24 protein-coding genes are annotated in these 20,906 nt (G+C 61.9%); 11 read left to right on the forward strand and 13 right to left on the reverse strand.

Annotated elements, in window-relative coordinates:
* Positions 1–5 precede the first annotated feature (5 nt).
* A complete protein-coding gene (locus tag ACR3FE_RS00625) occupies positions 6–830 on the reverse strand; it encodes a hypothetical protein (RefSeq protein ID WP_458204599.1) in 825 nt (274 codons plus the stop codon).
* A 134-nt stretch (positions 831–964) separates the two neighbouring features.
* Between ACR3FE_RS00625 and ACR3FE_RS00630 the strand changes: the two genes are divergently transcribed.
* Both ACR3FE_RS00630 and ACR3FE_RS00635 read left to right on the forward strand, forming a co-directional pair.
* Positions 965–1,252 carry a hypothetical protein gene (locus tag ACR3FE_RS00630; RefSeq protein WP_458204601.1) on the forward strand — a complete coding sequence of 96 codons (288 nt, stop codon included), beginning with the start codon at positions 965–967 and terminating at the stop codon, positions 1,250–1,252.
* 62 nt (positions 1,253–1,314) lie between these two features.
* Positions 1,315–2,457, forward strand: a complete 1,143-nt coding sequence (locus ACR3FE_RS00635; protein ID WP_458204603.1) for an acyl-CoA dehydrogenase — start codon at positions 1,315–1,317, stop codon at positions 2,455–2,457.
* Between the two features lie 49 nt (positions 2,458–2,506).
* Here ACR3FE_RS00635 and ACR3FE_RS00640 read toward each other — a convergent pair whose 3' ends face one another.
* Positions 2,507–2,782 (reverse strand): PadR family transcriptional regulator, encoded by a 276-nt coding sequence (locus tag ACR3FE_RS00640; protein WP_458204604.1) that lies wholly within the window; start codon positions 2,780–2,782, stop codon positions 2,507–2,509.
* A gap of 89 nt (positions 2,783–2,871) precedes the next feature.
* On the opposite strand from ACR3FE_RS00640, the gene ACR3FE_RS00645 reads away from it, so the two are divergent.
* From ACR3FE_RS00645 to ACR3FE_RS00655, 3 genes are all read left to right on the forward strand, one after another.
* Positions 2,872–3,141 (forward strand): DUF7111 family protein, encoded by a 270-nt coding sequence (locus tag ACR3FE_RS00645; protein WP_458204605.1) that lies wholly within the window; start codon positions 2,872–2,874, stop codon positions 3,139–3,141.
* A 136-nt stretch (positions 3,142–3,277) separates the two neighbouring features.
* Positions 3,278–4,090, forward strand: a complete 813-nt coding sequence (gene dacZ / locus ACR3FE_RS00650; protein ID WP_458204607.1) for a diadenylate cyclase DacZ — start codon at positions 3,278–3,280, stop codon at positions 4,088–4,090.
* Positions 4,091–4,867 carry a mechanosensitive ion channel family protein gene (locus tag ACR3FE_RS00655; RefSeq protein ID WP_458204609.1) on the forward strand — a complete coding sequence of 259 codons (777 nt, stop codon included), beginning with the start codon at positions 4,091–4,093 and terminating at the stop codon, positions 4,865–4,867. It begins immediately after the preceding gene.
* Here ACR3FE_RS00655 and ACR3FE_RS00660 read toward each other — a convergent pair.
* The 4 genes from ACR3FE_RS00660 to ACR3FE_RS00675 all read right to left on the reverse strand — a co-directional run bounded on the left by ACR3FE_RS00660 (position 4,864) and on the right by ACR3FE_RS00675 (position 7,713).
* Positions 4,864–5,379, reverse strand: coding sequence for an acyltransferase (locus ACR3FE_RS00660; protein ID WP_458204610.1), 516 nt, complete (start codon positions 5,377–5,379; stop codon positions 4,864–4,866). The two genes, ACR3FE_RS00655 and ACR3FE_RS00660, sit on opposite strands and share 4 nt — an antisense overlap.
* 115 nt (positions 5,380–5,494) lie before the next feature.
* Positions 5,495–5,791 carry a DUF7344 domain-containing protein gene (locus ACR3FE_RS00665; RefSeq protein ID WP_458204612.1) on the reverse strand — a complete coding sequence of 99 codons (297 nt, stop codon included), beginning with the start codon at positions 5,789–5,791 and terminating at the stop codon, positions 5,495–5,497.
* Between the two features lie 69 nt (positions 5,792–5,860).
* A complete protein-coding gene (gene purD, locus ACR3FE_RS00670) occupies positions 5,861–7,150 on the reverse strand; it encodes a phosphoribosylamine--glycine ligase (protein WP_458204614.1) in 1,290 nt (429 codons plus the stop codon).
* A gap of 134 nt (positions 7,151–7,284) precedes the next feature.
* Complete coding sequence (locus ACR3FE_RS00675) at positions 7,285–7,713, reverse strand: DUF7522 family protein (RefSeq protein ID WP_458204615.1); 429 nt, start codon at positions 7,711–7,713, stop codon at positions 7,285–7,287.
* A gap of 82 nt (positions 7,714–7,795) precedes the next feature.
* Between ACR3FE_RS00675 and ACR3FE_RS00680 the strand changes: the two genes are divergently transcribed.
* Positions 7,796–9,916, forward strand: a complete 2,121-nt coding sequence (locus ACR3FE_RS00680) for a thioredoxin domain-containing protein (protein WP_458204617.1) — start codon at positions 7,796–7,798, stop codon at positions 9,914–9,916.
* A 14-nt stretch (positions 9,917–9,930) separates the two neighbouring features.
* On the opposite strand, the gene ACR3FE_RS00685 is transcribed toward ACR3FE_RS00680, so the two are convergent.
* On the reverse strand, positions 9,931–10,347 hold the full coding sequence (locus ACR3FE_RS00685) for a thioredoxin family protein (RefSeq protein WP_458204619.1): 417 nt from the start codon (positions 10,345–10,347) through the stop codon (positions 9,931–9,933).
* A 100-nt stretch (positions 10,348–10,447) separates the two neighbouring features.
* Here ACR3FE_RS00685 and ACR3FE_RS00690 point away from each other — a divergent pair, with 100 nt between their 5' ends.
* Positions 10,448–11,455 (forward strand): PLP-dependent cysteine synthase family protein, encoded by a 1,008-nt coding sequence (locus ACR3FE_RS00690; RefSeq protein ID WP_458204621.1) that lies wholly within the window; start codon positions 10,448–10,450, stop codon positions 11,453–11,455.
* An 18-nt stretch (positions 11,456–11,473) separates the two neighbouring features.
* On the opposite strand, the gene ACR3FE_RS00695 is transcribed toward ACR3FE_RS00690, so the two are convergent.
* Both ACR3FE_RS00695 and ACR3FE_RS00700 read right to left on the reverse strand, forming a co-directional pair.
* Positions 11,474–11,944, reverse strand: coding sequence for a hypothetical protein (locus ACR3FE_RS00695; protein WP_458204623.1), 471 nt, complete (start codon positions 11,942–11,944; stop codon positions 11,474–11,476).
* Positions 11,945–12,110: 166 nt separating this feature from the next.
* Complete coding sequence (locus ACR3FE_RS00700) at positions 12,111–12,575, reverse strand: DUF5804 family protein (RefSeq protein ID WP_458204625.1); 465 nt, start codon at positions 12,573–12,575, stop codon at positions 12,111–12,113.
* 133 nt (positions 12,576–12,708) lie between these two features.
* Between ACR3FE_RS00700 and ACR3FE_RS00705 the strand changes: the two genes are divergently transcribed.
* Complete coding sequence (locus tag ACR3FE_RS00705) at positions 12,709–13,332, forward strand: class I SAM-dependent methyltransferase (RefSeq protein WP_458204626.1); 624 nt, start codon at positions 12,709–12,711, stop codon at positions 13,330–13,332.
* Between the two features lie 353 nt (positions 13,333–13,685).
* Here the strand turns inward: ACR3FE_RS00705 and ACR3FE_RS00710 are convergent, their stop codons facing one another.
* From ACR3FE_RS00710 to ACR3FE_RS00725, 4 genes are all read right to left on the reverse strand, one after another.
* Entirely contained in the window at positions 13,686–14,855 is a 1,170-nt protein-coding gene (locus ACR3FE_RS00710; RefSeq protein WP_458204628.1) for a tRNA sulfurtransferase, read from the reverse strand.
* Positions 14,856–14,909: 54 nt separating this feature from the next.
* Entirely contained in the window at positions 14,910–16,109 is a 1,200-nt protein-coding gene (locus tag ACR3FE_RS00715) for a methionine adenosyltransferase (RefSeq protein ID WP_458204629.1), read from the reverse strand.
* 59 nt (positions 16,110–16,168) lie between these two features.
* Positions 16,169–16,714, reverse strand: coding sequence for a class IV adenylate cyclase (cyaB, locus tag ACR3FE_RS00720; protein ID WP_458204630.1), 546 nt, complete (start codon positions 16,712–16,714; stop codon positions 16,169–16,171).
* 122 nt (positions 16,715–16,836) lie between these two features.
* Positions 16,837–17,766, reverse strand: a complete 930-nt coding sequence (locus ACR3FE_RS00725; protein ID WP_458204632.1) for a complex I NDUFA9 subunit family protein — start codon at positions 17,764–17,766, stop codon at positions 16,837–16,839.
* Between the two features lie 164 nt (positions 17,767–17,930).
* Here ACR3FE_RS00725 and ACR3FE_RS00730 point away from each other — a divergent pair, with 164 nt between their 5' ends.
* From ACR3FE_RS00730 to ACR3FE_RS00740, 3 genes are read left to right on the forward strand one after another with little or no spacing between them, the layout of a single operon-like run.
* Positions 17,931–19,352 carry an NAD(P)H-hydrate dehydratase gene (locus tag ACR3FE_RS00730; protein ID WP_458204634.1) on the forward strand — a complete coding sequence of 474 codons (1,422 nt, stop codon included), beginning with the start codon at positions 17,931–17,933 and terminating at the stop codon, positions 19,350–19,352.
* Positions 19,345–19,827: a cyclic pyranopterin monophosphate synthase MoaC gene (moaC, locus tag ACR3FE_RS00735; RefSeq protein ID WP_458204636.1), complete on the forward strand. Its 483-nt coding sequence runs from the start codon at positions 19,345–19,347 to the stop codon at positions 19,825–19,827. The genes ACR3FE_RS00730 and moaC overlap by 8 nt, the downstream gene beginning before the upstream one ends.
* A 42-nt stretch (positions 19,828–19,869) precedes the next feature.
* Positions 19,870–20,808, forward strand: coding sequence for a DUF7351 domain-containing protein (locus ACR3FE_RS00740; protein ID WP_458204637.1), 939 nt, complete (start codon positions 19,870–19,872; stop codon positions 20,806–20,808).
* The last annotated feature ends 98 nt before the right edge of the window (positions 20,809–20,906 follow it).

A 20,906-nucleotide genomic window follows, 5' to 3' on the forward strand; every position in this document is an offset into this window, starting at 1 on the left:
CCGACTCAGTTTCCGTGTGAGACGCCTTCGCGGGAGTCGGCGTCCATCCGTCGGATCGCGCCGCGCGCGTTGCCCGATTCGTAGCCGAAGAACACGTCGTTGCCGTACGCCACGGCGACTTCGGTCGCGTGGATCAGGTTATCGATGTCGATATCCACTGCGTAGAGTTCGATACTGAACGGGGTGGAGAGCATATCTTCGAACCCACTGGCGATGATCTCGAGCCAGTAGGTCGTCGAATAGGCCATGTCGTAGATCGGGACGACGAACTCGTCGACGTGTGCCGAGAGGGCTTCGATGTCGATTCCTGCACGCTCGTAGAGGTGCCCCGGATAGGGGTCGGGATAGAGCGTGAGATAGCTTTTTCCGGGGATTCGGTCGGTCGCGTCCGCAACGAAGTCGGTGATGACGCTGGCACGCCACTCCCACCAGTCGTCGTACTCACTCGCGTCGAACGCCTGTTCGCACTGCTCGCAGTGGCAGTATTCGGCTCGTGGGAAACCGACGTCGTCCAGTCGCACGTCGGGATTCGCCTTGGCGGCGTCCTCGACCATCTCCAGTAATCCCTCGCGGTACGATTCGTGGGTCGGACAGATGTACCCCCAGTCGAAGTACGGTCGGTCGCGGGTCGCCAGTTCGCCCTCGTCGCTCACCGGAACGAGCGACGGGTCGCTTTCGGCGGCCGCACTATCACCGAAACAGGAGATCATGTTCACGCCCGATTCGACGGGTTCCGTCGCCCGTCCCGTCACGTCTTTCATCTCGTAGAATCCGCGTTCGAACTCCGGCCAGTCAAGTTCTTCGGGATTTCGCGTCACCACGCCGTACATATCTCGTCGGTTCGGGTTCGCGTCGGTAATCGGTTTCGGACGGCGTGCGAAGGTGAGCGTTCGCTTCGTCTATCTTCAACTCCTTTCGCCTGCCGCCAGAACCCTTACCCTGTCACGGATGCTTATACGAATTTATGCTTCGAACGCTACTTGGCGTCGTGAAGGCAGGTGTGGGGTTGCTCTCCGCGTTGTCGTCGTCTGCATCATCGCCATCGCCCGCGTCACCTTCGCGGAGCAACTCGCTCGACAAACTGAACGTCCTCTCGCTGCTCGCACAGGCGGGCTACGCCTTCCGTAAGGGGAACGCGAAACGCGGGGCGATCCTGCTCGGTGCAGCGACGATCGCGCCGAAGAACCGAAAACTGTCGTACCTCGTACAGGGCGCACTCACGGTCGATTCGCTCCGCAAGCGACTTCGCTGAACTGGGCCGTGAATCGAGTCCGGATGGGAAAAGTAAAGGATTGACTAGTCGCATTTTCCGGTATGGACTTCAGCCTCTCCGCAGAGCAGAAGCAAATCCGGGACATGGTCGCGGAGTTCGTGGACGAGGAGATCAAACCTCGCGCCGCAGAGATAGACGAGACGGACGAGTTCCCCCGCGACCTGGTCGACCAGATGGCCGACCTCGGTCTGATGGGGATGCCGTTCCCCGAAGAGTACGGCGGGGCCGGACTGGACTATCACTCCTACGCCATCGGTCTGGAAGAGATCTCGCGCGGCTCCGGCGGTCTCGGCACCATCGTCGCAGCCCACACCAGCCTCGCGGGCAACATGCTCTACGAGTTCGGTAACGAAGAACAGAAACAGGAGTACCTCACGCCGCTCAACGAAGGCACCGACATCGGCGCGTTCGCGCTCTCGGAAGCCGGTGCGGGAAGCGACGTTCCGGCGATGGACACCACCGCCGAAAAGGACGGCGACGAGTACGTCCTGAATGGCGGCAAGCTCTGGATCTCGAACGGTTCGGTCGCCGAGACGGTGACTGTCTTCGCAAAAACCGACGAAGAAGCCGGAAACAAGGGTATCTCGTCGTTCGTCGTCCGCCCCGAGGAAGACGACGGCTTCCACGTCGAGGGGACGGAACACAAACTCGGCGACAAGGGCTGTCCGACCGCCGAACTCCGATTCGACGACCTTCGCATCCCGGACGACCGCCTGCTCGGTGAGGAGGGTCGCGGCTTCGTCCACGCCCTGAAGACGCTGAACGGCGGGCGCATCACCATCGCGGCGCGTTCGATCGGTCTCGCTCGTGCGGCGCTGGACGACGCCCTCGAATACGCCCAGCAGCGCGAGCAGTTCGACCAGCCCATCAGCGATTTCCAGACCATCCAGCACAAACTCGCGGACATGGATACGAAGGTCAGCGCCGCGAAGATGCTCATGCACCGCGCCGCCGACCGCAAGATCCGCGGCGAAGATTACATCAAGCAGGCCGCACAGGCGAAACTCTTCGCCAGCGAGATCTCCCGCGAAGTGGCGAACGAGGGCATCCAGATCCACGGCGGCTACGGCTACACAACCGATTTCGACGTGGAACGTTACTACCGCGACGCCAAGCTGAACGAGATCTACGAGGGGACGAGCGAAGTGCTGCGAAACACCATCGCGGCCCAGATGCTGGATTGAGCGACGCGAGACATCGATCCACTGCTAGACCGTTCGACGCCGGAACTGACTACTCTACCTTCTCTTTCATCCACTCCAGCTGTTCCCGAAGCCGTTTCTCCCCCACCTCGGTCAGCGAGAACACGTCGTACAGCCCCTCGACGCGTTTCTCGACGTGGCCGCTCTCGACCAGTCGATCCAGCGTCCCGTAGAATCGTTTCGGTTCGAGCGACGTGTCGTAGTGCGTTTCGAGCCGCGTCTTCAATCGCTGGCCGCGAAGCTCTCCGGCGTCGGCGAGGATGATACAGATGTCACGGCGGGTGCCGCTCTGGTGCCATCGCGTCATGGTAGAGTGTGTGCGGTCGCCCGTCACGATGCTTTCCCTTTCGAGGCGGAACCGATACCTTCGACTGCCCCGCCTTCGAACCGACTCGTATGACCACGCTTTCGGAAGACGATATCACGGCGCGCTATTTCGAAACCGACGACGAGCGCGTCCTCGAATTCTCCCGCGAGGGGCGAACTGCCGCCGTCGCACAGAATCTCGAAGGATACGGCATGTTGAAAGTACGCGAAACCGCCGACAGTCCCGAAGTGGAACGTTACTACGGATTCGATATGGCGCTCGACCACGCGGCGGAACTGCTAGGGGTTCGACCGAACGACCTGCCGGTTCCCGATCCTGCCGCGGATATGGGGATGTGACACGTATCGGTCAATTACTGAAACCGGTAGCGCGGAAGCTCTCCAGTTCTCGATGGTAGAAATCTCCGCATTATGAAACGAGCTATGACATATACCCCCGCAAACCTTTTCTCCGGTGATTGAGTGGCCCTTTGTAATGACTTCCCTCAGCGACCTTCTGGACGACCTCGTCACTGGTGTCGACGCGGTGTTCCTCTTCTCTCCGAGCGGGTCGTACTACGACCGGTTTGCCGACATTGATGAACCTGAAGTCGTCGTCGTCGCACCCGACAACCACGTCGGGGCGAACGAATTCGTGGAACTGCCACTGGAGTTCGACAACGTCAAAGACCGAATCCGATTCGGCATCGAGGGTGCCATCGAATCCGGTATCGCGGAGGACGGCGACGAACTCGCGTGTATCACCAGCATGTTCGACGATGGAATCGACACCGCCACCCGCGTTCGAGCGAACGAGGAGTCCCACTCGGGTATCTACGACCTGTTCGCCAACTCGCGGGCCGACCCCGGCGTCATCCGCGACGTGTTCGAGGTCGCCATCGAACTCGGCAAGAAGGGACAGAAAGGCAAACCCGTCGGCGCACTGTTCGTCGTCGGCGACGCCGGAAAGGTGATGAACAAATCTCGCCCCCTCTCGTACAACCCCTTCGAGAAGTCCCACGTTCACGTCGGCGACCCCATCGTGAACGTCATGCTGAAGGAGTTCTCGCGACTGGACGGCGCGTTCGTCATCTCCGACTCCGGGAAGATCGTCTCCGCCTATCGGTATCTCGAACCCTCCGCAGAGGGCGTGGACATCCCGAAAGGTCTCGGCGCGCGCCACATGGCCGGTGGTGCGATCACCCGCGATACGAACGCGACGGCCATCGTTCTCTCCGAGAGCGACGGCCTCGTTCGAGCGTTCAAAGGCGGTGAAATCATCCTCGAACTCGATCCGGAGGAGTACTAGATGCAACCAGAGCTGGAAGTACTCCTGCGTGAGGAGTACCGAATCGTCCTTGCCCTCCTCATCCTCATCGGTGGGGGCATCGCCGGATACCTCCTCGGACGGCTGAACATGCGCATCCTTCGCGCCGCAGGGGTCCACGAAGTCGTCGAGGGGACGCCGTTCGAGCGCACTGCACGGAGTCTGGGAACGACGACGGTGTCGCTCATCGCCCGGATCACGTCGTGGTTCATCTACGGCGTCGCCATCCTGCTCGCGCTCAACACCGCGGAACTCCCGCTCAGCACCCAGTTGTTCTGGCAGATTATCCTCTTCATCCCCGACCTGTTCGTCGCGACGCTCGTGTTCATCGTCGGGTTCGTCATCGCCGACAAGGCCGAGTTGCTGGTCAGCGAACGACTTCGGAGCGTCAAACTCCCCGAAGTCAGTGTCCTCCCCAGATTGGTCAAGTACAGCATCGTCTACATCGCCTCGCTCATCGCGCTGAGCCAGATCGGAATCGCGGTGCTCACGTTGCTCGTCCTCTTCGGCGCGTACATCGTCGCCGTCATCGTCTTCGGCGCGGTCGCGTTCTGGGACTTGCTTCGTTCGTCCGCCGCAGGTATCTATCTCCTGCTCAACCAACCGTACGGTATCGGCGACGAGATTCGAGTGAACGGCAATCAGGGGATCGTCCAGGAAGTAGATATGTTCGTCACGCACATCGAGAACGACGGCGAGGAGTTCATCATCCCGAACCACGTCGTCTTCCGCGAGGGTGCGGTTCGACTCCGAAACTAATCGAGATTCTCGCTCGACATCTCCGTCGCCGGAATCCCCGCCACCGTCGCGCCCGGCTCTACGTCTCGGGTCACCAGCGAGTTCGCGGCAACTTGCGCCCCGTCACCGATCTCGACGCCCGGTAGGATGACCGCACCTGCGCCGATCATCGCTCGTTCGCCGATGACGACCTCACCGGTTCGATACTCGTCCTGCAAGAATTCGTGACAGAGGATGGTCGAGTCGTAGCCGATGATAGCGTGGTCTTCGACGGTGATGAGGTCGGGCCAGAACACGTCGGGGGTCGATTCCAGCCCCCACGAGACGCCTCGCCCCACCGTGACGCCGATCCGGCGCAGAAGCCAATTTTTCAGACGAAGGCTCGGATTGATCCGCACGAGCCAGATGACGACGTAGTTGAGCGCGACTCGAAGCGGACTCCGGGCCGTCGTCCAGTACTGTAATGAGTTCAGGCCGCCGGGTGTCGGGTGGTGCGTGATGCGCTCGTGGCGGTGGGGAGTATCATCGCTCACGCGCCGGGGTTTGTACCCTGATGGCTTGAAGCTACCCAAAGTTCTGAGGTGATATCCTCCCCACCGTGAACGGCGGGATTCCCTCCTCGTCGGAAGATGGTTCCGCTGTGATAGCTTACTCTCCGATGAGTTCGAAGAAGGGTTCGAACTCCGAGATGGCTCCGGTCGGGTGCACGACGCCCGCGTCGGTGTCGTATTCGACGAGCTGTATATATTCGAGATGTGGTAGATGTGAGTGATATAGCCCGACTTCGATCCGCTCCGGGTCGCTATCTGTTCGACGACCGACGGCTTCGGCCAACTCCGTTATCGTCGTCTCGTCGTCACAGTTCAGCAACTCCGCAACCGTGTGTCGTCGATGGCGGTGCCCGAGTACGTCGAAGATTTCGTCGGCGGAGAGTGGGTCGGTCATGGGGGAACAATCCGGACGCTGTGGTTTGGTTATGGGGCGGTTGACTGCCGCGTAGGCTGTTCGTTACGCTTATTCACGCAGTTCGTTCACGTGGTCGATACGGCGCTGGATGAGGTCGTCCGTGCCGATGTCGTGGCGCATGTGAAGTCCCTCCTCACCTGCGACGGAGAGTGCCTCCTCGGCTATCTCCTCGGCCTCCGTGATGGAGTCTCCGAGGCCGACGACGGCGAACGAGCGAGAGGTCGTCGTGTAGATGCCGTCCTCGCGCTCGTCCACACTGGCGTAGAAGAGGAGCGCGTCACCCGCACTCTCCTCGTCGATCTTCACCTTCGCCCCCGATTCAGGGTCGGTCGGATAGCCCGTAGGCACGGCGTACTTGCAGACGGTTGCTTTGGGTGCGAACGAGAGTTTCGGCAGGTCGTCGCCCTCGCGTGCGGCGACGAGCACGTCGAGGAAGTCGGTCGTGAGCATGGGCAGGGTGTTCATCGCCTCGGGGTCGCCGAACCGGGCGTTGAACTCGATGACTTTCACGCCGTCCGCGGTGAGCATGAACTGCCCGTAGAGGACACCTCGGTAGTCGTCCAGCGCATCGACGGTCGCTTTCAGGACGTCAACTGCTTCGTGGTAGTCCTCTTCGGTCATGAAGGGAAGTTCGAGTTTCGCGTCGCTGTAGCTTCCCATCCCGCCCGTATTCGGCCCCTCGTCGCCCTCGTAGGCGCGCTTGTGATCCTGGACGGCAGGTGCGACACGTAGCTGGTCGTTGGCCACGAGCGCCTGGACGGTGAACTCCTCGCCGACGAGTCGCTCTTCGAGGACGACGCGGTCGTAGTCGCTGTCGCGGAGGTACTGCTTCGCTTCGTCCGGGGTCACCTGGTCGCCGATGACTTTCACACCCTTACCGCCTGTCAACCCGGCGGGTTTCACCGCGAGGTCACCGGCGTACTCGTCGATGTACTCGCAGGCCGCCTCCATGTCTTCGAACGTCTCGAAGTCCGGACAGCCAGGGATATCGTGTCGTTGCATGAACCGCCGCTGGAACGCCTTGTCCGTCTCGATGCGGGCTTCTGCCTTGTGTGGCCCGAACGCATAGATTCCGGCGTCGTCCAGCGCATCGGCGACACCTGCCGCCAGCGGCCCTTCGGGGCCGACGACGGCGAGAGTCGCATCGATGTCTTTCGCATAGGACGTGACAGCCGTCTTGTTCGTCGTATCGAGGGATTCGAACCCATCGGCAAGCCGGGCGATTCCGGGATTCCGATACCCTGCACAGGCGTAGAGGCTGGCATCACTGTCGGCCAGCGCTCGTGCGATGGCGTGTTCACGACCGCCGCCGCCGACCAGCAGTACGGTTTCGCTCATGGTGTCAGAATGTGGGCATGGGTGTGTAAAGGTTTCCGTTGCTCTTCACGCATATATGCACGTTCGTGTGGTGCACTCTATCCGGTCGTCTCGTACTACCTGTGCCGAGTCATCCCTACTTTGCTCTCTCATCCTTACTCCGCTACGTCGTGTTCTTCCAGCATCTTCCTGATAGACACTGCGACCTCCTCGAAGTCGGCGATGTTGTAGCTATCGCTCGTCAGGAGGACACCGTGGCCATCGACGATGACGCGACTGACGAACCCATCCGAGAACGCTCGGAGGGTGAGTTCGTAGTCGCCGATCGCCGGTTCATCGCCCTGCTCTGCGAGTCGTCGGTACGTTTCGCTCGTGTCGAAACCGAGCCGTTCGTTCTCGACGAACACGGACTTCAGCTCCCGTGCTCGTTCTTCGTCGCCCCCGTAGAGGTCACTTCGAAGGTAAAGGAGGTCGAACTCCTTCGGCGTGAAGTAGATGACGCTCCGAAGCGTGTCCCCGATCCCCGTCCGACAGGTCGTGACGATCTCGTCAGCGAACCGGTCGGAGATACCTGTCTCACTCATTGGCACATGAGATACGGTTCCATCCCACATGAGTCGTGTGGTAGCGCGGGTCTTTAGGTAACTCGGCGGCCAACCGTCTGCTATGAGCGACCCGACGCGGCGAAACCGACTCGACGAGGAGGAGAGTCCGTATCTCCGCCAGCACGCCGACAACCCGGTTCACTGGCAGCCGTGGGACGAGACCGCGCTGGAAGCGGCACGTGAGCGCGACGTTCCCATCTTCCTCTCCATCGGCTACTCGGCCTGCCACTGGTGTCACGTGATGGAAGAGGAGAGCTTCGAGGACGAGACGGTGGCAGAGATACTGAACGAGCATTTCGTCCCCATCAAGGTCGACCGCGAGGAGCGACCGGACATCGATTCCATCTACATGAGCATCTGCCAGCAGGTGACGGGAGGCGGTGGGTGGCCCCTCTCAGCGTGGTTGACGCCCGAGGGAAAACCGTTCTACGTCGGCACGTACTTCCCGAAACGCTCCCAGCAAGGACGCCCCGGTTTCATCGCCCTGCTCGAAAACATCGCCAACTCGTGGCAGAGCGACCGCGAGGAGATGGAAAATCGCGCCGAGCAGTGGACGAACGCCATCGAAGGCGAGTTGGAATCGACGCCCGAGGCGGGTGACGCCCCCGACGCGAAACTGCTCCACGCCGCGGCCTCGCAGACGGTTCGGAGCGCAGACCGCGAGCAGGGCGGGTTCGGACGCGGTGGGCCGAAGTTCCCCCAACCCGCGCGGATCGATTTGCTTCTTCGGGCCTACGACCGAACCGGGGTGGCGCAGTTCCGTGACGTGGCGGTCGAAACTCTGAACGCGATGGCGAACGGCGGCCTCTACGACCACGTCGGCGGGGGGTTCCATCGCTACGCGACCGACCGAGGCTGGACAGTGCCGCACTTTGAGAAGATGCTCTACGATAACGCCGAACTCCCGCGCGTGTATCTCGCAGGGTATCAGGCAACCGGGAACGACCGCTACGCCGAGGTCGTGCGCGAGACATTCGATTTCCTCGAACGCGAGATGCGCCATCCAGAAGGTGGATTCTACAGCACGCTCGATGCCCGGAGCAAGGGTGAGGGCGGTGACGACGAAGAAGGTGCGTTCTACGTCTGGACGCCCGACCAGATCCACGACGCAGTAGACGACGAGGTCGCCGCAGACTGCTTCTGTGACCGCTTCGGCGTCACCGAGTCGGGCAATTTCGAAGGGAAGACGGTGCTGACCCGGAAGACGTCGATCGCCGAACTGGCCGAGCAATACGACCATTCGGAAGACGAGGTGGCGGAACTGCTCGACGACGCCCGGAAACAGATGTTCGATGCGAGAGAGGAGCGCGAACGCCCGCTCCGCGACGAGAAGGTGCTGGCGGGGTGGAACGGTCTGCTCATCTCTGCACTCGCAGAGGGTGGACTCGTCCTCGCCGACCACTACACCGACCTCGCCGAGTCCGCGCTCGATTTCGTCCGCAAACAGCTCTGGGACGCCGAGCACGGGCACCTTGCGCGCCGGTTCAAGGACGGGAATGTCGCTATCGACGGCTATCTCGAAGACTACGCTTTCCTCGCGCGTGGCGCGTTCGACCTGTATCAGACGACGGGCGATCTCGACCACCTCGGCTTCGCGCTCGAGCTCGCGCGGGCCATCGAGCGCGAGTTCTGGGACGACGACCGCGAGACGCTGTATTTCACGCCCGAGAGCGGCGAGCGACTGGTCGCTCGCCCGCAGGAACTGGCCGACCAGTCCACGCCGTCGAGCCTCGGGGTCGCAACCGACGTGCTGCTCGTCCTCTCGGAGTTCGCGCCCCACGACCGATTCGGTGACATCGCAGAATCGGTGCTCGAAACCCACTCCCGTACTATCGAGTCGAATCCGGTGCAGTACGCGACGCTGGCGCTCGCCGCGGACCGCCACGCCACTGGCTCGCTCGAACTGACGGTCGCCGCCGACGAACTGCCTGAATCGTGGCGCAACCGCCTCGCCGGGACGTTCCTTCCCACTCGGATTCTGTCCCGCCGACCGCCGTCCGAGGACGAGTTGGCCGACTGGTGTGCGAGCCTTCGACTGGACGAGGCACCACCCATCTGGGCCAACCGAGCAGCAGAGGACGAACCGACGCTGTACGTCTGTCGGTCGTTCACCTGCTCGCCACCAGTGACGGACATCGACGCTGGGTTGGAGTGGGCCGACGACCTACAACCCGAGCGATAGGTGAGAAGAAGTCCTCACGCGAGTGTATCGCTTTCGAGCAATTCCTTAGCGACGTACTCCGCAGCGGGCAGTTCCTCGCTCTCTTCGAACCGAACGATCTCTTCGTCGCCGTGCTCGGTGATGTCGTCCGAGGCAGTCCGGTTGTCCGTCGCACTTCGCTCGACGACGATGGTCGGGATGAGCGTCACGTCGTACTCGTCTGTTAGTTCACCTTTCTTCTCGTCGTCGACTTCGTAGACGTGTATCTCTTCTTCGGGGACGCCTGCGGCGTCCAGCGCGGCGAAGAAATCGGGGAGAGCCGCCCGGCAGTCCCCACACCAGTCCGCACCCCAGACTCGGTAGGTGACTTCGCCGACGCTCGCTTCGAACGCGCTCACCGACTCGCTGTGTGCGCTCGCGTCCCACGTCGGATTCGGTTCGGTCGTATCCATGGGTCAACCTAGAACTGGACGCGGATAAACACCCCTCTCTTCCGGCACCACCTGCCGGAGTCCATCAGGGGTTTAGGTGTGGGCGACCTATCTCCTTACCATGAAATCGTCCATCCTCGACACCGTGGGGTCACCGCTCGTCCACGTCCGCTCACCCGAGGGTGCGACCGTCGCAGCGAAACTCGAATCGTTCAACCCCGGCGGATCTGCCAAAGACCGCCCGGCGCTGGCGATGGTCGAAGCCGCAGAGCAGGCGGGCGAACTCGAACCCGGCGACACCATCGTCGAACCGACGAGTGGAAACACGGGCATCGGGCTGGCGGTGGTCTGTGCGGCCAGAGGATACGACCTCACCATCGTCATGCCCGCGTCGAAATCCCCCGAGCGCAGACAGTTGCTGCGAGCCTACGGAGCGGAGATCGAACTCGTGGATGGCAACATGGAATTCGCCCGCGGACGCGCCGACGAACTCACCGAGTCGGGGGACACGATCCAACTCGGCCAGTTTGAGAACCCGGCGAACGCGGATGCCCACTATCGAACCACCGCAGAAGAGATAATCGAGGGGGTCGAGGGGCGCGAGATCGACGCCTTCGTCGCGGGTGTCGGCACGGGGGGAACCATCACGGGAACCGCCTCGCGCCTGCTGGAGGAGTACCCCGATATGGAAGTCGTCGCCGTCGAACCCGAGCGAAACGCCGTCCTCTCGACCGGCGAGTCAGGCGAGGACGAGTATCAGGGCATGGGACCGGGGTTCGTCAGCGAACTCCTCGACACCGACGTCATCGATGAAGTCGAGACGGTCGCGCTGGAGGACGCCGAAACCGAGGCCCGACGACTCGCGCGCAAGGAAGGAATCCTGGTCGGCCAGTCGAGCGGTGCGGCGAGCGTCGCGGCCTACCGCGTGGCGGAGCGACTCGCCCGACCGGAACTGAACTGCCCCGAACTGGCCGAAGAGTGGAGCGAGATGATGGAAGACGGAGAGCTCGACGTACAGCAAGCGACGTCGGATGGCGGCGTCGAACAGGGCTACGACGACTGCCCGCTCGTCGTCACGATCTTCCCCGACAGCGGGGAACGCTACCTCTCGACCGGGATGTTCGACTAGCGGTCTTCGAGAGGCCACCTACTGCTGTCGATTCTGAAGCATCGAGGCGATGATGTTCTGGAGGTATCGCATGGCAGTTGCGAGGTTCATGAGGCCTTCCATCACCGCCTGTTGACTCGCGCCGTCGGGGTAGATGCGGTGTTCGAGTTGGATCGACTGCGCCTCCGCAAAATCACACGCCGTGCTCTCCTCGTCGAGGAACGTGTAGAATCCCGGAGTTGCCGCCAGAACCGGCCCGATACGGGACAACAACTCCTTTCTGTCCTGGTCGTCTTCAACGAGCATCCTGGTTCGATTCGTATCGAATGCGTTCTTGCTGACCAGTCGAAGCGGCCCCCACGTCTCCTCTTTGATGATGTGAAGCGGCAGCCGAGCGAGCTGGAGTTGGATGTTGAACTCCGTCTCATCGTCGGAGACGTGCTGTACGTCTTGGACGACGTTCTCGTCGAGCCACGCCTCTACCTGTTCTGAACTGATGTGCTCCCCCATACCGAGGACGTTGCGAAGAACGCGGAAAAGGGTTTTCGCCGAGCGAACTATCGAAATCGTCGATTCGGCTGCGTCTGAACCGTCGATTCGGCCGTGATACGAACTGACCGGCAGTACAAAACAGTACATTCCAGTACAATCCCCCGAATGTCGGGAAAACGAGTCCTCACGACCGGAACTCGTCTTCGGTCACGCGAACCACCAATGTCTCGTCCACGTCGCGCAGGTCGTACTCGGGGATGCCATCGACGGTGCGGGCGACGTACATCGGTTCCACGAGTTCCTTGCCGAACTCGTCCTCTACCACGCCGTACACCTTGAGCAGCGGGTCGGTTTCGACGGGTTCGACGCCGCCATCGCGCACGCGGGCCGCGAGCGTCCGCGAGAGCCACTCATCGTCGCTCACGCTCGGTTCGAGGACGAGGGCTTCGTCCACGAAGCGTACCAGATACCAGTTCAGGTCGTTCAACAGCGAGGTGGCCGCACCGACGCTGATTGTCTCCAGTTCGAGGCAGTTCTGATACGGTTCTCGGAGCTGATACGTGGCGAGGGCGTTACGTGCCGTCTCCCGTGACAGTAGCTCGGCGCGCAGTTCGACGTCCTCCGAACCGATGAGCAAGACACGGGTCACTGTTTTTTGGGTGGCAGTGGCGAACTAAAGTGATTTCGACTCCGAGATGCTGGTATGGAATTTCGTCCGCTCCCTGTGAATCGTTCCCGGCTCTCGAACAGGCACTTATATGACAAGCCAGAAGATGCATCTGATGTCCGACAAAGACGTCATTCGCAGGGGATACGCCGAAATCGCGGATACCTACGCTGCCGAACGGGCGACGGACTCGGCCGAAGTGGACGTACTCGACGACTTCCTCGATTCTCTGCCCGAGTCGGTACGAATCCTGGACGTGGGATGTGGACAGGGGTTGCCGGTTCTCGACCGCGCTGGCGGTCCGACCAGCGCCATCGGGGTGGACTTCTCTCGCGGTCAGCTTCGCGTAGCGACCGAGAACGTTCCAGATGCGGTACTCACGCAGGGCGATATGACATCGCTCCCATTTCGAGACGCGGCGTTCTCCGCTGTGACTGCCTTTCACTCGATGATCCACGTCCCTGCCGATGACTGGTCGACGGTCGTCGCCGAATTCGCGCGAGTGCTCTCACTCGGTGGTCGGATGCTTCTCACCACGGGGACGACCAGATGGAGCGGGTCGAATCCCGATTGGCTCGGAAGCGGTGTCGAGATGCGCTGGGATATAGCGAGCGCAGCGGAGACGCGAAGTCTCCTCGAATCGGTGGGTTTCGCTGTCCAGCACGAGGGGACGATAGATAATGGCCTCGCCGAGGAGGACGCGGAATTTGCGTACTTCGTCGCCCGGCTGGAAGCGTAAGAGAAAGCTTATTCGGACCGATTTGGTCAGATTAGAGTTGCAGGCGGATGCGTCTGCTCAGGTAAGCTGTCCCACCACTTGGCCTCGCGTATCTCACCGTCCTGCGGTCGCGGGGTTCCACAGACTATTTGGCGATGAATGCGACTGCGATCTCCTCGAACGACTCGCCCTCGCCGTTCTCGTGGCGCCTCGTCGCTCGGTGGACATACGCGATATCGACGATCTCACACTCGATGTGTTTCTACCTCGGAATCTCTCGATATGAGCGGGGCTTTCGAAGACGAGATAATCTATTCGGTGGTGAAATCTGTTCAAAATGAGCGAGAGGAAACCACGCCTGTCGATTCGAACGCTCAGAGTTCGACCAGTTCGACGTTCTCGGCGGCCTCTTCGGCCAGTTTGAACAGGTCGTCCGGTTCGGCGTTCCGGGCGATCTCGTGGGTCGCGTTCGTCTCGGGGAAATCCGGCGCGATACGGTTACAGCCCGCCGGAATCGTCGAGTCAGTGAAGGTGTCGATCCGCCGGGCGCGGGCGACGATGTCGCTCTTGTCCATCGTGAGGAGCGGGCGGTGGATAGGCATCGTCGTCGCCGCGCTCGTCACGCCGAGGTTACGCGCGGTCTGGCTGGATTTCTGGCCGATTGCCTCGCCAGTGACGATGCCATGGGCCTGTTCGTCGTGGGCGATGTGTTCCGCGACGCGGTACATGAACCGGCGGAAGACGAGCATCCGGGCCGGGCCGACCTCCTCCGCGAGGAGCGCCATCACGTCGCCCGCAGGAACCTTCCTGACACGCATGTCCTGGTCGGGTGCATACTTCGCGAGCTTTCGCACCGTCTCGACCGCTCGCGCTTCGTGGTCTAGACCACCGTAATCGCCGAGGTCGAGATAGACCGGGATGACCGGACTGCCGCGTTTCATCACTTCCCACGTCGCCACGGGCGAGTCGATACCACCGCTGACCAGCGAGACGAGTTTCGTCTGCGTGCCGAGTGGGAGTCCGCCCGGCCCGGTGCGCTTTGCGAGGAAGACGAAGGCGTCCGTCTCGCGCACCTCGACGTAGAACGTGATGTCGGGGTCGTCCAGATCGACTTCGGGATTCTCGACCGCCTCCCAGACCGCCGTGCCACCTTCGCGTTCGAGTTCCGCGCTGGTGAACGGGTGATCCTTCGAGGCACGTCGGGCACGCACGGCGAACGTCCCGTCGTGGTAGTGTTCGCGGGCGGCCTCGGCCAACGTCTCTTCGATGATCTCTTTTTCGGGCGAGATGACCGCCGCAGGGCTGGCGGACTGGACGCCGAACGTGTCCGCCGCCGCGTCGGTTGCCGCTTCGACTGCCGCCTCGGTCGTGTGAACGAACAGGCGCGACCACTGGCGTTCGACCTCGGCGTCGATATCGCGGTCGGCTAAGATCGCCGCGAGGTTATCCCGAAGCCGTCGCTCCATCTCGGTCTGCACTTTCCCACTTTTCACGCCGACATCGCCGTGGCGGACGAGGACGGTATCGGCTCCCGACGGGTGCATATCGGGCATAACAGTGGCTATAATAAACGAGTGTCGGACTGAACGGCGACCCAGTTAGAACGTTCTCACGTCACCTTCGATGGCGCGTTTCGTGATCTCAGTAACGTTCGCCAACTCTTCGTCGACGATGGCGACGATCTCGTCCTCGATGTCTTCGAGCAGGACGCCATCTTCCGGAACGACCTGTGCGTCTGCCACGTGCGGTTCGTCGATGGGGCGACCGATCTGCGAGAGCAGTCGAACCCGCATATCGCGGATGCCATCTACCTCGGCGACGACGGTTTCGGCGATCTCGGTGCTGAGCAGGTTGTAGATCTTCCCGATGTGGTTGACGGGGTTCTTCCCACTCGTCGCTTCCATGCTCATCGAGCGGTTCGGCGTGATGAGTCCGTTCGCGCGGTTTCCACGTCCGACGGAGCCGTCGTCACCCATCTCGGCGCTCGTGCCTGTCGTCGTGAGGTAGATGCTGTCTTCGTCGTCTGCAGTGTTGACGTGGACGTTCACCTCGCGGTCGGTGTACTCCTCTGCGACGGCGTGGACGTAGCCACGGACGTTCTCGACCATGGCGTCGTACTCCTCGCGGTCGGCGATGTACTGGTCTACCATCGCCGCGGCGACGGTCACGTCGATGGTGTCGCGTTCGCGCTTGCCCATGATCTTCACGTCCGGGCCGAGTGCGGGATTGTCTGCGGCGAACTCTCCGTTGAGTCGGGTCTCCGCGTTCAGGACGATCTGTTCGGTCTCCGAGAGTGGTGCGTGACCGACGCCGAAACTCGTGTCGTTCGCCATCGGCACCGTCGCACCGTCTTCGGCGAACACGTCCTGCAGGTCGCCGCTGCCCTCGCCGAGTCGGACGTCGAGGATGACGTCGGTGCCCACGTCGAGTTCCGGGATGTTCTCGTTCAGATACTCACGGGCCGCGTTCAGTGCGATGGTGTCGGTCGGAATCGTGGTTCCTTCGTACTCCTTGGTCGCGCGCCCGACGAGGAGGATGTAGATCGGTTCGACCAGTTCGCCACCGCCGAAGCACGGACTCGCGCTTCCGGCGACGAGCTGTGTCTCGTCCGTGTTGTAGTGGAGAACTTTCCCAACGCGATCCAGATAGGCCTGCGAGAGGGCGCTAGAGACGCTTTCCGCGATTCCGTCACAGATAGAGTCAGGGTGGCCGATGCCTTTTCGCTCGACGATCTCGATGTCCTGGTCTTCGACTGCTCGTCGGTCTATCGGTTCAACCTGAATGTTCCGCTCGGTCATTATCTCGGATTCACAGTCACAGATTCTATAACTTGCGGAAACGGTCTGCCGTCTCAGTATTACCCTTGCTCATTCCTGACCAGGAGACCGAGATACGAGGTTCGGGTCTGCTCGTCCGGGTCGAGACCGAGGTCGCGGAGCACGTCGTACGCTCCTTCGCGCGCCGATTCCACTGCTTCTTCCTCGGCCTCGACCTCGACCTCCACGAATTCGCCGAGTCCCCGTACCGAGTCGAGGACGACGAGGTAGTCGTCCAGTTCGTACCGGTCGCGCTCTTTGTGGACGGTCGCCGCCGCCTCGAAACCGAGCGCCGCCAACAGCGAATCGACCGTGTCGCCGTCCCCGACGACCGTTTCGTGTTCCTTGCGCGTCTTCGATTCCGTTTCGACGAGTGGCCCTTTGTAGGTCACCCGTTCTACCGACCCTTCCTCGTCCGATTCCCGTCGAACTCGGAGAGCTTCGTCGGTCTCGGCGAAGTCGCGGTGGGGCGCGTCGTAGTAGAAATCCTCCTGTGTCACCATCCCGAGGTGACGCGCGCCGAGTTCTCGAAGTCGCTCCCGGACCGCATCGTGGTCGGCGCGAACCTTCACTTCGACCTCGTACATGTCCAAGAAGACGGGAGGGAGCGTCAAAAGGTGTGTGGAACGTCGAATATCAGGCTGCTGGAATGTCGAAGAAGAGACTACTCCGACCCAACGCCGAATTCAACACGAGCGACCGGAACGATTCACGCGGTTCTCGGCATCGTTTCCTCGGTTGCACCCGCGCTCGTGCGCTCCTCGACACCGAGATACTCCGCGAGGGTTCGGAAGTCGCCTCCGTCGCGGTCGAACACCCGAACGTCGTTCTCGGCGACGGTGTTGTCGAACTTCAGCGACCGATACTGGTCGGCACCCATTGGAACGAACGGAATCGGCCCAGCCAGTCTCAGACCGATTCCTGCGAGTGGCATGGGAATCGGGAGGACGACGACCGACTTTCCTTCCGCGCGGTAGACGAGTTTCGTCACGTCGGCTAACGTGAGCACTTCTGGCCCACCGAGTTCGACCGTCTTCCCCAGATGCGTATCATCCTCCACGCAGTCCGCCATCATCGGGGCGAGGTCGCCGATCCAGATGGGCTGGAATCTGGTCTTCCCACCACCCGGAAGGCCGGTCACGTAAGGAGTTGTCAGCGTCTTCGTGAACGAGATGAACTCGGCTCCATCGCCGAAGATGACCGACGGTCGGACGACGACGTGACCGAGGTTCGAATCGCGGACGACTTCCTCTGCTTTTCCTTTCGCTCGGATGTAGGCCGTCGCACCGTCGGGGTCCGCACCGAGGGCACTCATCTGGACGATTTTCGTAACGTCGTGGGTTTCGGCGGCCTCAACGACGTTCTCGGTTCCGCCGAGGTGAACTTCCTCGTGGCTCGCACCCGAGGGCTGGAACAACGGCGAGAGTGCGACGAGATTGACGACCGCGTCCTGTCCGGAGAACGCGCCCGCGATCGAATCGTAGTCGGTCACGTCGCCCCCAACCGTTTCGACGCCAGCGGGGAGGGCGGCATCGTCGGGCGTGCGCGCGAGCACGGTCACGTCGTGCCCGCGTGCGGGGAGTTCTCCGGTGAGGCCGGTTCCCACGAAACCACTGCCGCCGATGATCAGTACTCGCATACCAGTCGGTTGGGCCGGAGCGGGCTTTACGTCATCTCGTGGCGGGGACGACAGCCCCTGTCGTCCCCGCGCTGCCTTCGTCGTTCCCTACACCACTCTTCCGTCCCCGTCACCCCATCTCTTCTTCCACAACGTTAACCCCGAATGCACCCGAACCACCGGGTATGATAACCGCAGACCGGATGGCGGCGGTAGACGTGAACGCCGAGGCACTCGGCGTGCCGCGCAAGCAGTTGATGGAGTCGAGTGGCAACGCCATCGCCCGCGAGGTACGCGACCTCGTCGCGCCAGGTGCGCGAGTTGTCGTCGTCGCTGGTCGGGGGAACAACGGCGGCGATGCCTTCGTCGCCGCCCGGTTTCTGGACGACTACGACGTGTCCGTATTCCTGCTCGGCCGAGCCGAATCCATCGGCACCGACATCGCCCGCGAGAACTGGGATGCACTCCAGCAGGCCGAGTACGACACGACGGAAGTGACCGACTCTCGCACCCTCGACCTGCCCGACTGCGATCTCGTCGTGGACGCCATGCTCGGAACCGGCGTGACTGGCGCACTCCGCGAACCCGAGGCGACCGCCGCCCGGAAGATCAACGAGACAGACGCGACGATCCTCGCAGTGGACGTTCCTTCGGGCGTGAATGCGGACACGGGAGACGTAGACGGCACCGCTGTCGACGCAGATCGCATCGTCACCTTCCACGATACGAAACCCGGACTCGCCGACCTCGACGGGGTAACGATCGCTGACATCGGTATCCCCGCCGCCGCAGAGCGATTCGTCGGGCCGGGCGACCTCCGGGGCGTTCGCGGCGACGTTGGCGGTCGCGTGTTCGTCATCGGCGGGGGGCCGTTCACGGGCGCACCCGCGCTCGCGGCGCAGTCGGCCCTGCGCGCGGGGGCAGACCTCTCGTTCGTCGCTGCACCGGACACCGTCGCTGGCGAGATCCAGGGCTACGCGGAAGACCTCATCGTCCAGCCCTACGAGGGCGACCGACTCACGCCCGAACAGGTCGATAGCCTCGTCGAGACAGCGGAGGGCTACGACGATACGGTCGTCCTCGGGCCGGGACTGGGCAACGCAGACGAGACCCTCGAAGCGGCCACGCAATTCCTCGAATCGTTCACGGGGCGGGCCGTAGTGGATGCCGACGCCCTGCCCGTGATTCCGGACCTCGACACCGATGCGGAACTGGTCTGTACGCCGAACCGCAAAGAACTCGCCAAGATGGGTGGCCCGGAGGCTGACGACCTGCGCGAGGTGACCGACGGTATCGAAACCCTCGCCGCCGACCTCGGTCACGTCGTGCTGGCGAAAGGCGCGACCGATGTGATCTCTGACGGTGAGCGCACGCGACTGGTTCGAACGGGCAACACCGGGATGAAAGTCGGCGGCACGGGCGACGTACTCGCCGGAATCGTCGCAGGGTTGTTCGGTACCGCGGATGGCTTCGACGCTGCCTGTGTCGGGTCGTACGCCAACGGACGGGCAGGCGACCTGCTGTACGACGAGCACGGGGAGGGTCTCCTCGCGTCCGACCTGCTGGATACCGTTCCGGCGGCCATCTGGGGTGATACCGATGTCTGATTCCGACGAACTGACGCACACCGACGAGGAAGGAGAGGTGCAGATGGTGAACGTCGGCGACAAGCCCGATACGGCCCGCCGAGCAGTCGCCGAGGGCGAGATCCACATCCAACCCTCGACCATCGAGGCGATCCGCGCGAACGACCTGCAGAAAGGCGACGTGCTGGCGACGGCGCGGATCGGTGCGGTACAGGCCGTCAAACACACCTGGGAGACCATCCCGATGTGTCATCAGATACCCATCACGAACGTCGAGACGGACTTCGACGTTCGTGACGACCACGTCGTCCTCTCGGTGGCGGTGGAGACGACCGGGAAGACGGGATGCGAGATGGAAGCACTGGAAGGTGTGACGACGGGATTGAACGTCATCTGGGATATGGTGAAAGCCGCCGAGAAGGACGACGACGGCCAGTATCCCGACACCGCGATTCGAAACGTCAGAGTGGTCGAAAAACGAAAGCGGTCGGTGTGAATCGGCAAAGGTCTTGGTGGTTCGTCTACTACCTGCGAACCGATGACCCACCGCCCTGACGCTTCGCAGAACCGGGAACGGTCGTCTCCTGAGGAAGCGTTTTCGATACTCGGAAACGAGCTACGGGTCGAAATCCTCCGAGTGCTCGTCGATCACGTTCAGTCCAATTCCGGTAACGAGCCCGCAGAGGGCCTGTCCTTTTCAGCGCTCTACGACCGCGTCGACGCGACGAACTCCTCACAGTTTTCCTATCATCTCCAGAAACTCTCCGGGACGTTCATCCGGGAGACGGAAACTGGATACAAACTCACCTACGCCGGTGATAAGATCGCACGGACGATCCGTGCAGGCACCTACCACGAACGACCCGAGTTCGAACCGGTCGAACTCGATGGGTTGTGTCCCGGCTGTCAGGCGACGACGTTGCGGGCGACGTACGAAGAAGAGATGCTCGTGGTACGGTGTACTGAGTGTGACGTTCGGTTATTGTCGTTTCTCCTGTCCCCGTCGCAGGTCAAAGATCGAACGCCGAGAGAGATAATGCGGAGCGCAGACCGGTACGTGCGCGACGAGTATTCGATGGCCCTCGATGGCGTTTGTTCAGAATGTCTCGGTCTGATGACACACGAAATCCAACCGGGACGGGAACCGGTTAGCGAAACGTTTCTCAGCGTGCACTCGTGCGAGCAGTGTGGCTATCGTCTCACGTCGCCGATCGAACTGAGCCTCGTTTATCACCCGGCTGTCGTCACGTTCTACTGGAATCACGGGATCGACATCAGAAACGAATCGTTCTGGAAACTGTTGGAGTACATCCACTCGGATCGGTGGCAGACCGAGTGTCTCTCCACCGACCCCTACGAGTTCCGGGTCACGATGACCATCGATGACGACGAATTGGCGGTCGAACTGGACGAGACACTGTCGGTCACGTCGGTGCGTGCTACCGAGACGCACGTTTCGGATGGCGAACGGCCGTGACAGATGACCTACAAAAATATCGTTGAGCGCGTCGTCTAACTTTCACTGACGAGCAAGTGAATACCGTACTACGGATAAAATCAGCACAAGGAATTTTT

It is taken from the genome of Haladaptatus rarus (assembly GCF_054177585.1).

What these genes read in the sequence shown, in the direction of transcription:
- ACR3FE_RS00625 (WP_458204599.1), bottom strand. Translation starts at nt 830, where the DNA reads ATGTACGGCGTGGTGACGCGAAATCCCGAAGAACTTGACTGGCCGGAG.
- ACR3FE_RS00630 (WP_458204601.1), top strand. Translation starts at nt 965, where the DNA reads ATGCTTCGAACGCTACTTGGCGTCGTGAAGGCAGGTGTGGGGTTGCTC.
- ACR3FE_RS00635 (WP_458204603.1), top strand. Translation starts at nt 1,315, where the DNA reads ATGGACTTCAGCCTCTCCGCAGAGCAGAAGCAAATCCGGGACATGGTC.
- ACR3FE_RS00640 (WP_458204604.1), bottom strand. Translation starts at nt 2,782, where the DNA reads ATGACGCGATGGCACCAGAGCGGCACCCGCCGTGACATCTGTATCATC.
- ACR3FE_RS00645 (WP_458204605.1), top strand. Translation starts at nt 2,872, where the DNA reads ATGACCACGCTTTCGGAAGACGATATCACGGCGCGCTATTTCGAAACC.
- dacZ (WP_458204607.1), top strand. Translation starts at nt 3,278, where the DNA reads ATGACTTCCCTCAGCGACCTTCTGGACGACCTCGTCACTGGTGTCGAC.
- ACR3FE_RS00655 (WP_458204609.1), top strand. Translation starts at nt 4,091, where the DNA reads ATGCAACCAGAGCTGGAAGTACTCCTGCGTGAGGAGTACCGAATCGTC.
- ACR3FE_RS00665 (WP_458204612.1), bottom strand. Translation starts at nt 5,791, where the DNA reads ATGACCGACCCACTCTCCGCCGACGAAATCTTCGACGTACTCGGGCAC.
- purD (WP_458204614.1), bottom strand. Translation starts at nt 7,150, where the DNA reads ATGAGCGAAACCGTACTGCTGGTCGGCGGCGGCGGTCGTGAACACGCC.
- ACR3FE_RS00675 (WP_458204615.1), bottom strand. Translation starts at nt 7,713, where the DNA reads ATGAGTGAGACAGGTATCTCCGACCGGTTCGCTGACGAGATCGTCACG.
- ACR3FE_RS00680 (WP_458204617.1), top strand. Translation starts at nt 7,796, where the DNA reads ATGAGCGACCCGACGCGGCGAAACCGACTCGACGAGGAGGAGAGTCCG.
- ACR3FE_RS00685 (WP_458204619.1), bottom strand. Translation starts at nt 10,347, where the DNA reads ATGGATACGACCGAACCGAATCCGACGTGGGACGCGAGCGCACACAGC.
- ACR3FE_RS00690 (WP_458204621.1), top strand. Translation starts at nt 10,448, where the DNA reads ATGAAATCGTCCATCCTCGACACCGTGGGGTCACCGCTCGTCCACGTC.
- ACR3FE_RS00695 (WP_458204623.1), bottom strand. Translation starts at nt 11,944, where the DNA reads ATGGGGGAGCACATCAGTTCAGAACAGGTAGAGGCGTGGCTCGACGAG.
- ACR3FE_RS00705 (WP_458204626.1), top strand. Translation starts at nt 12,709, where the DNA reads ATGTCCGACAAAGACGTCATTCGCAGGGGATACGCCGAAATCGCGGAT.
- ACR3FE_RS00710 (WP_458204628.1), bottom strand. Translation starts at nt 14,855, where the DNA reads ATGCACCCGTCGGGAGCCGATACCGTCCTCGTCCGCCACGGCGATGTC.
- ACR3FE_RS00715 (WP_458204629.1), bottom strand. Translation starts at nt 16,109, where the DNA reads ATGACCGAGCGGAACATTCAGGTTGAACCGATAGACCGACGAGCAGTC.
- cyaB (WP_458204630.1), bottom strand. Translation starts at nt 16,714, where the DNA reads ATGTACGAGGTCGAAGTGAAGGTTCGCGCCGACCACGATGCGGTCCGG.
- ACR3FE_RS00725 (WP_458204632.1), bottom strand. Translation starts at nt 17,766, where the DNA reads ATGCGAGTACTGATCATCGGCGGCAGTGGTTTCGTGGGAACCGGCCTC.
- ACR3FE_RS00730 (WP_458204634.1), top strand. Translation starts at nt 17,931, where the DNA reads ATGATAACCGCAGACCGGATGGCGGCGGTAGACGTGAACGCCGAGGCA.
- moaC (WP_458204636.1), top strand. Translation starts at nt 19,345, where the DNA reads ATGTCTGATTCCGACGAACTGACGCACACCGACGAGGAAGGAGAGGTG.
- ACR3FE_RS00740 (WP_458204637.1), top strand. Translation starts at nt 19,870, where the DNA reads ATGACCCACCGCCCTGACGCTTCGCAGAACCGGGAACGGTCGTCTCCT.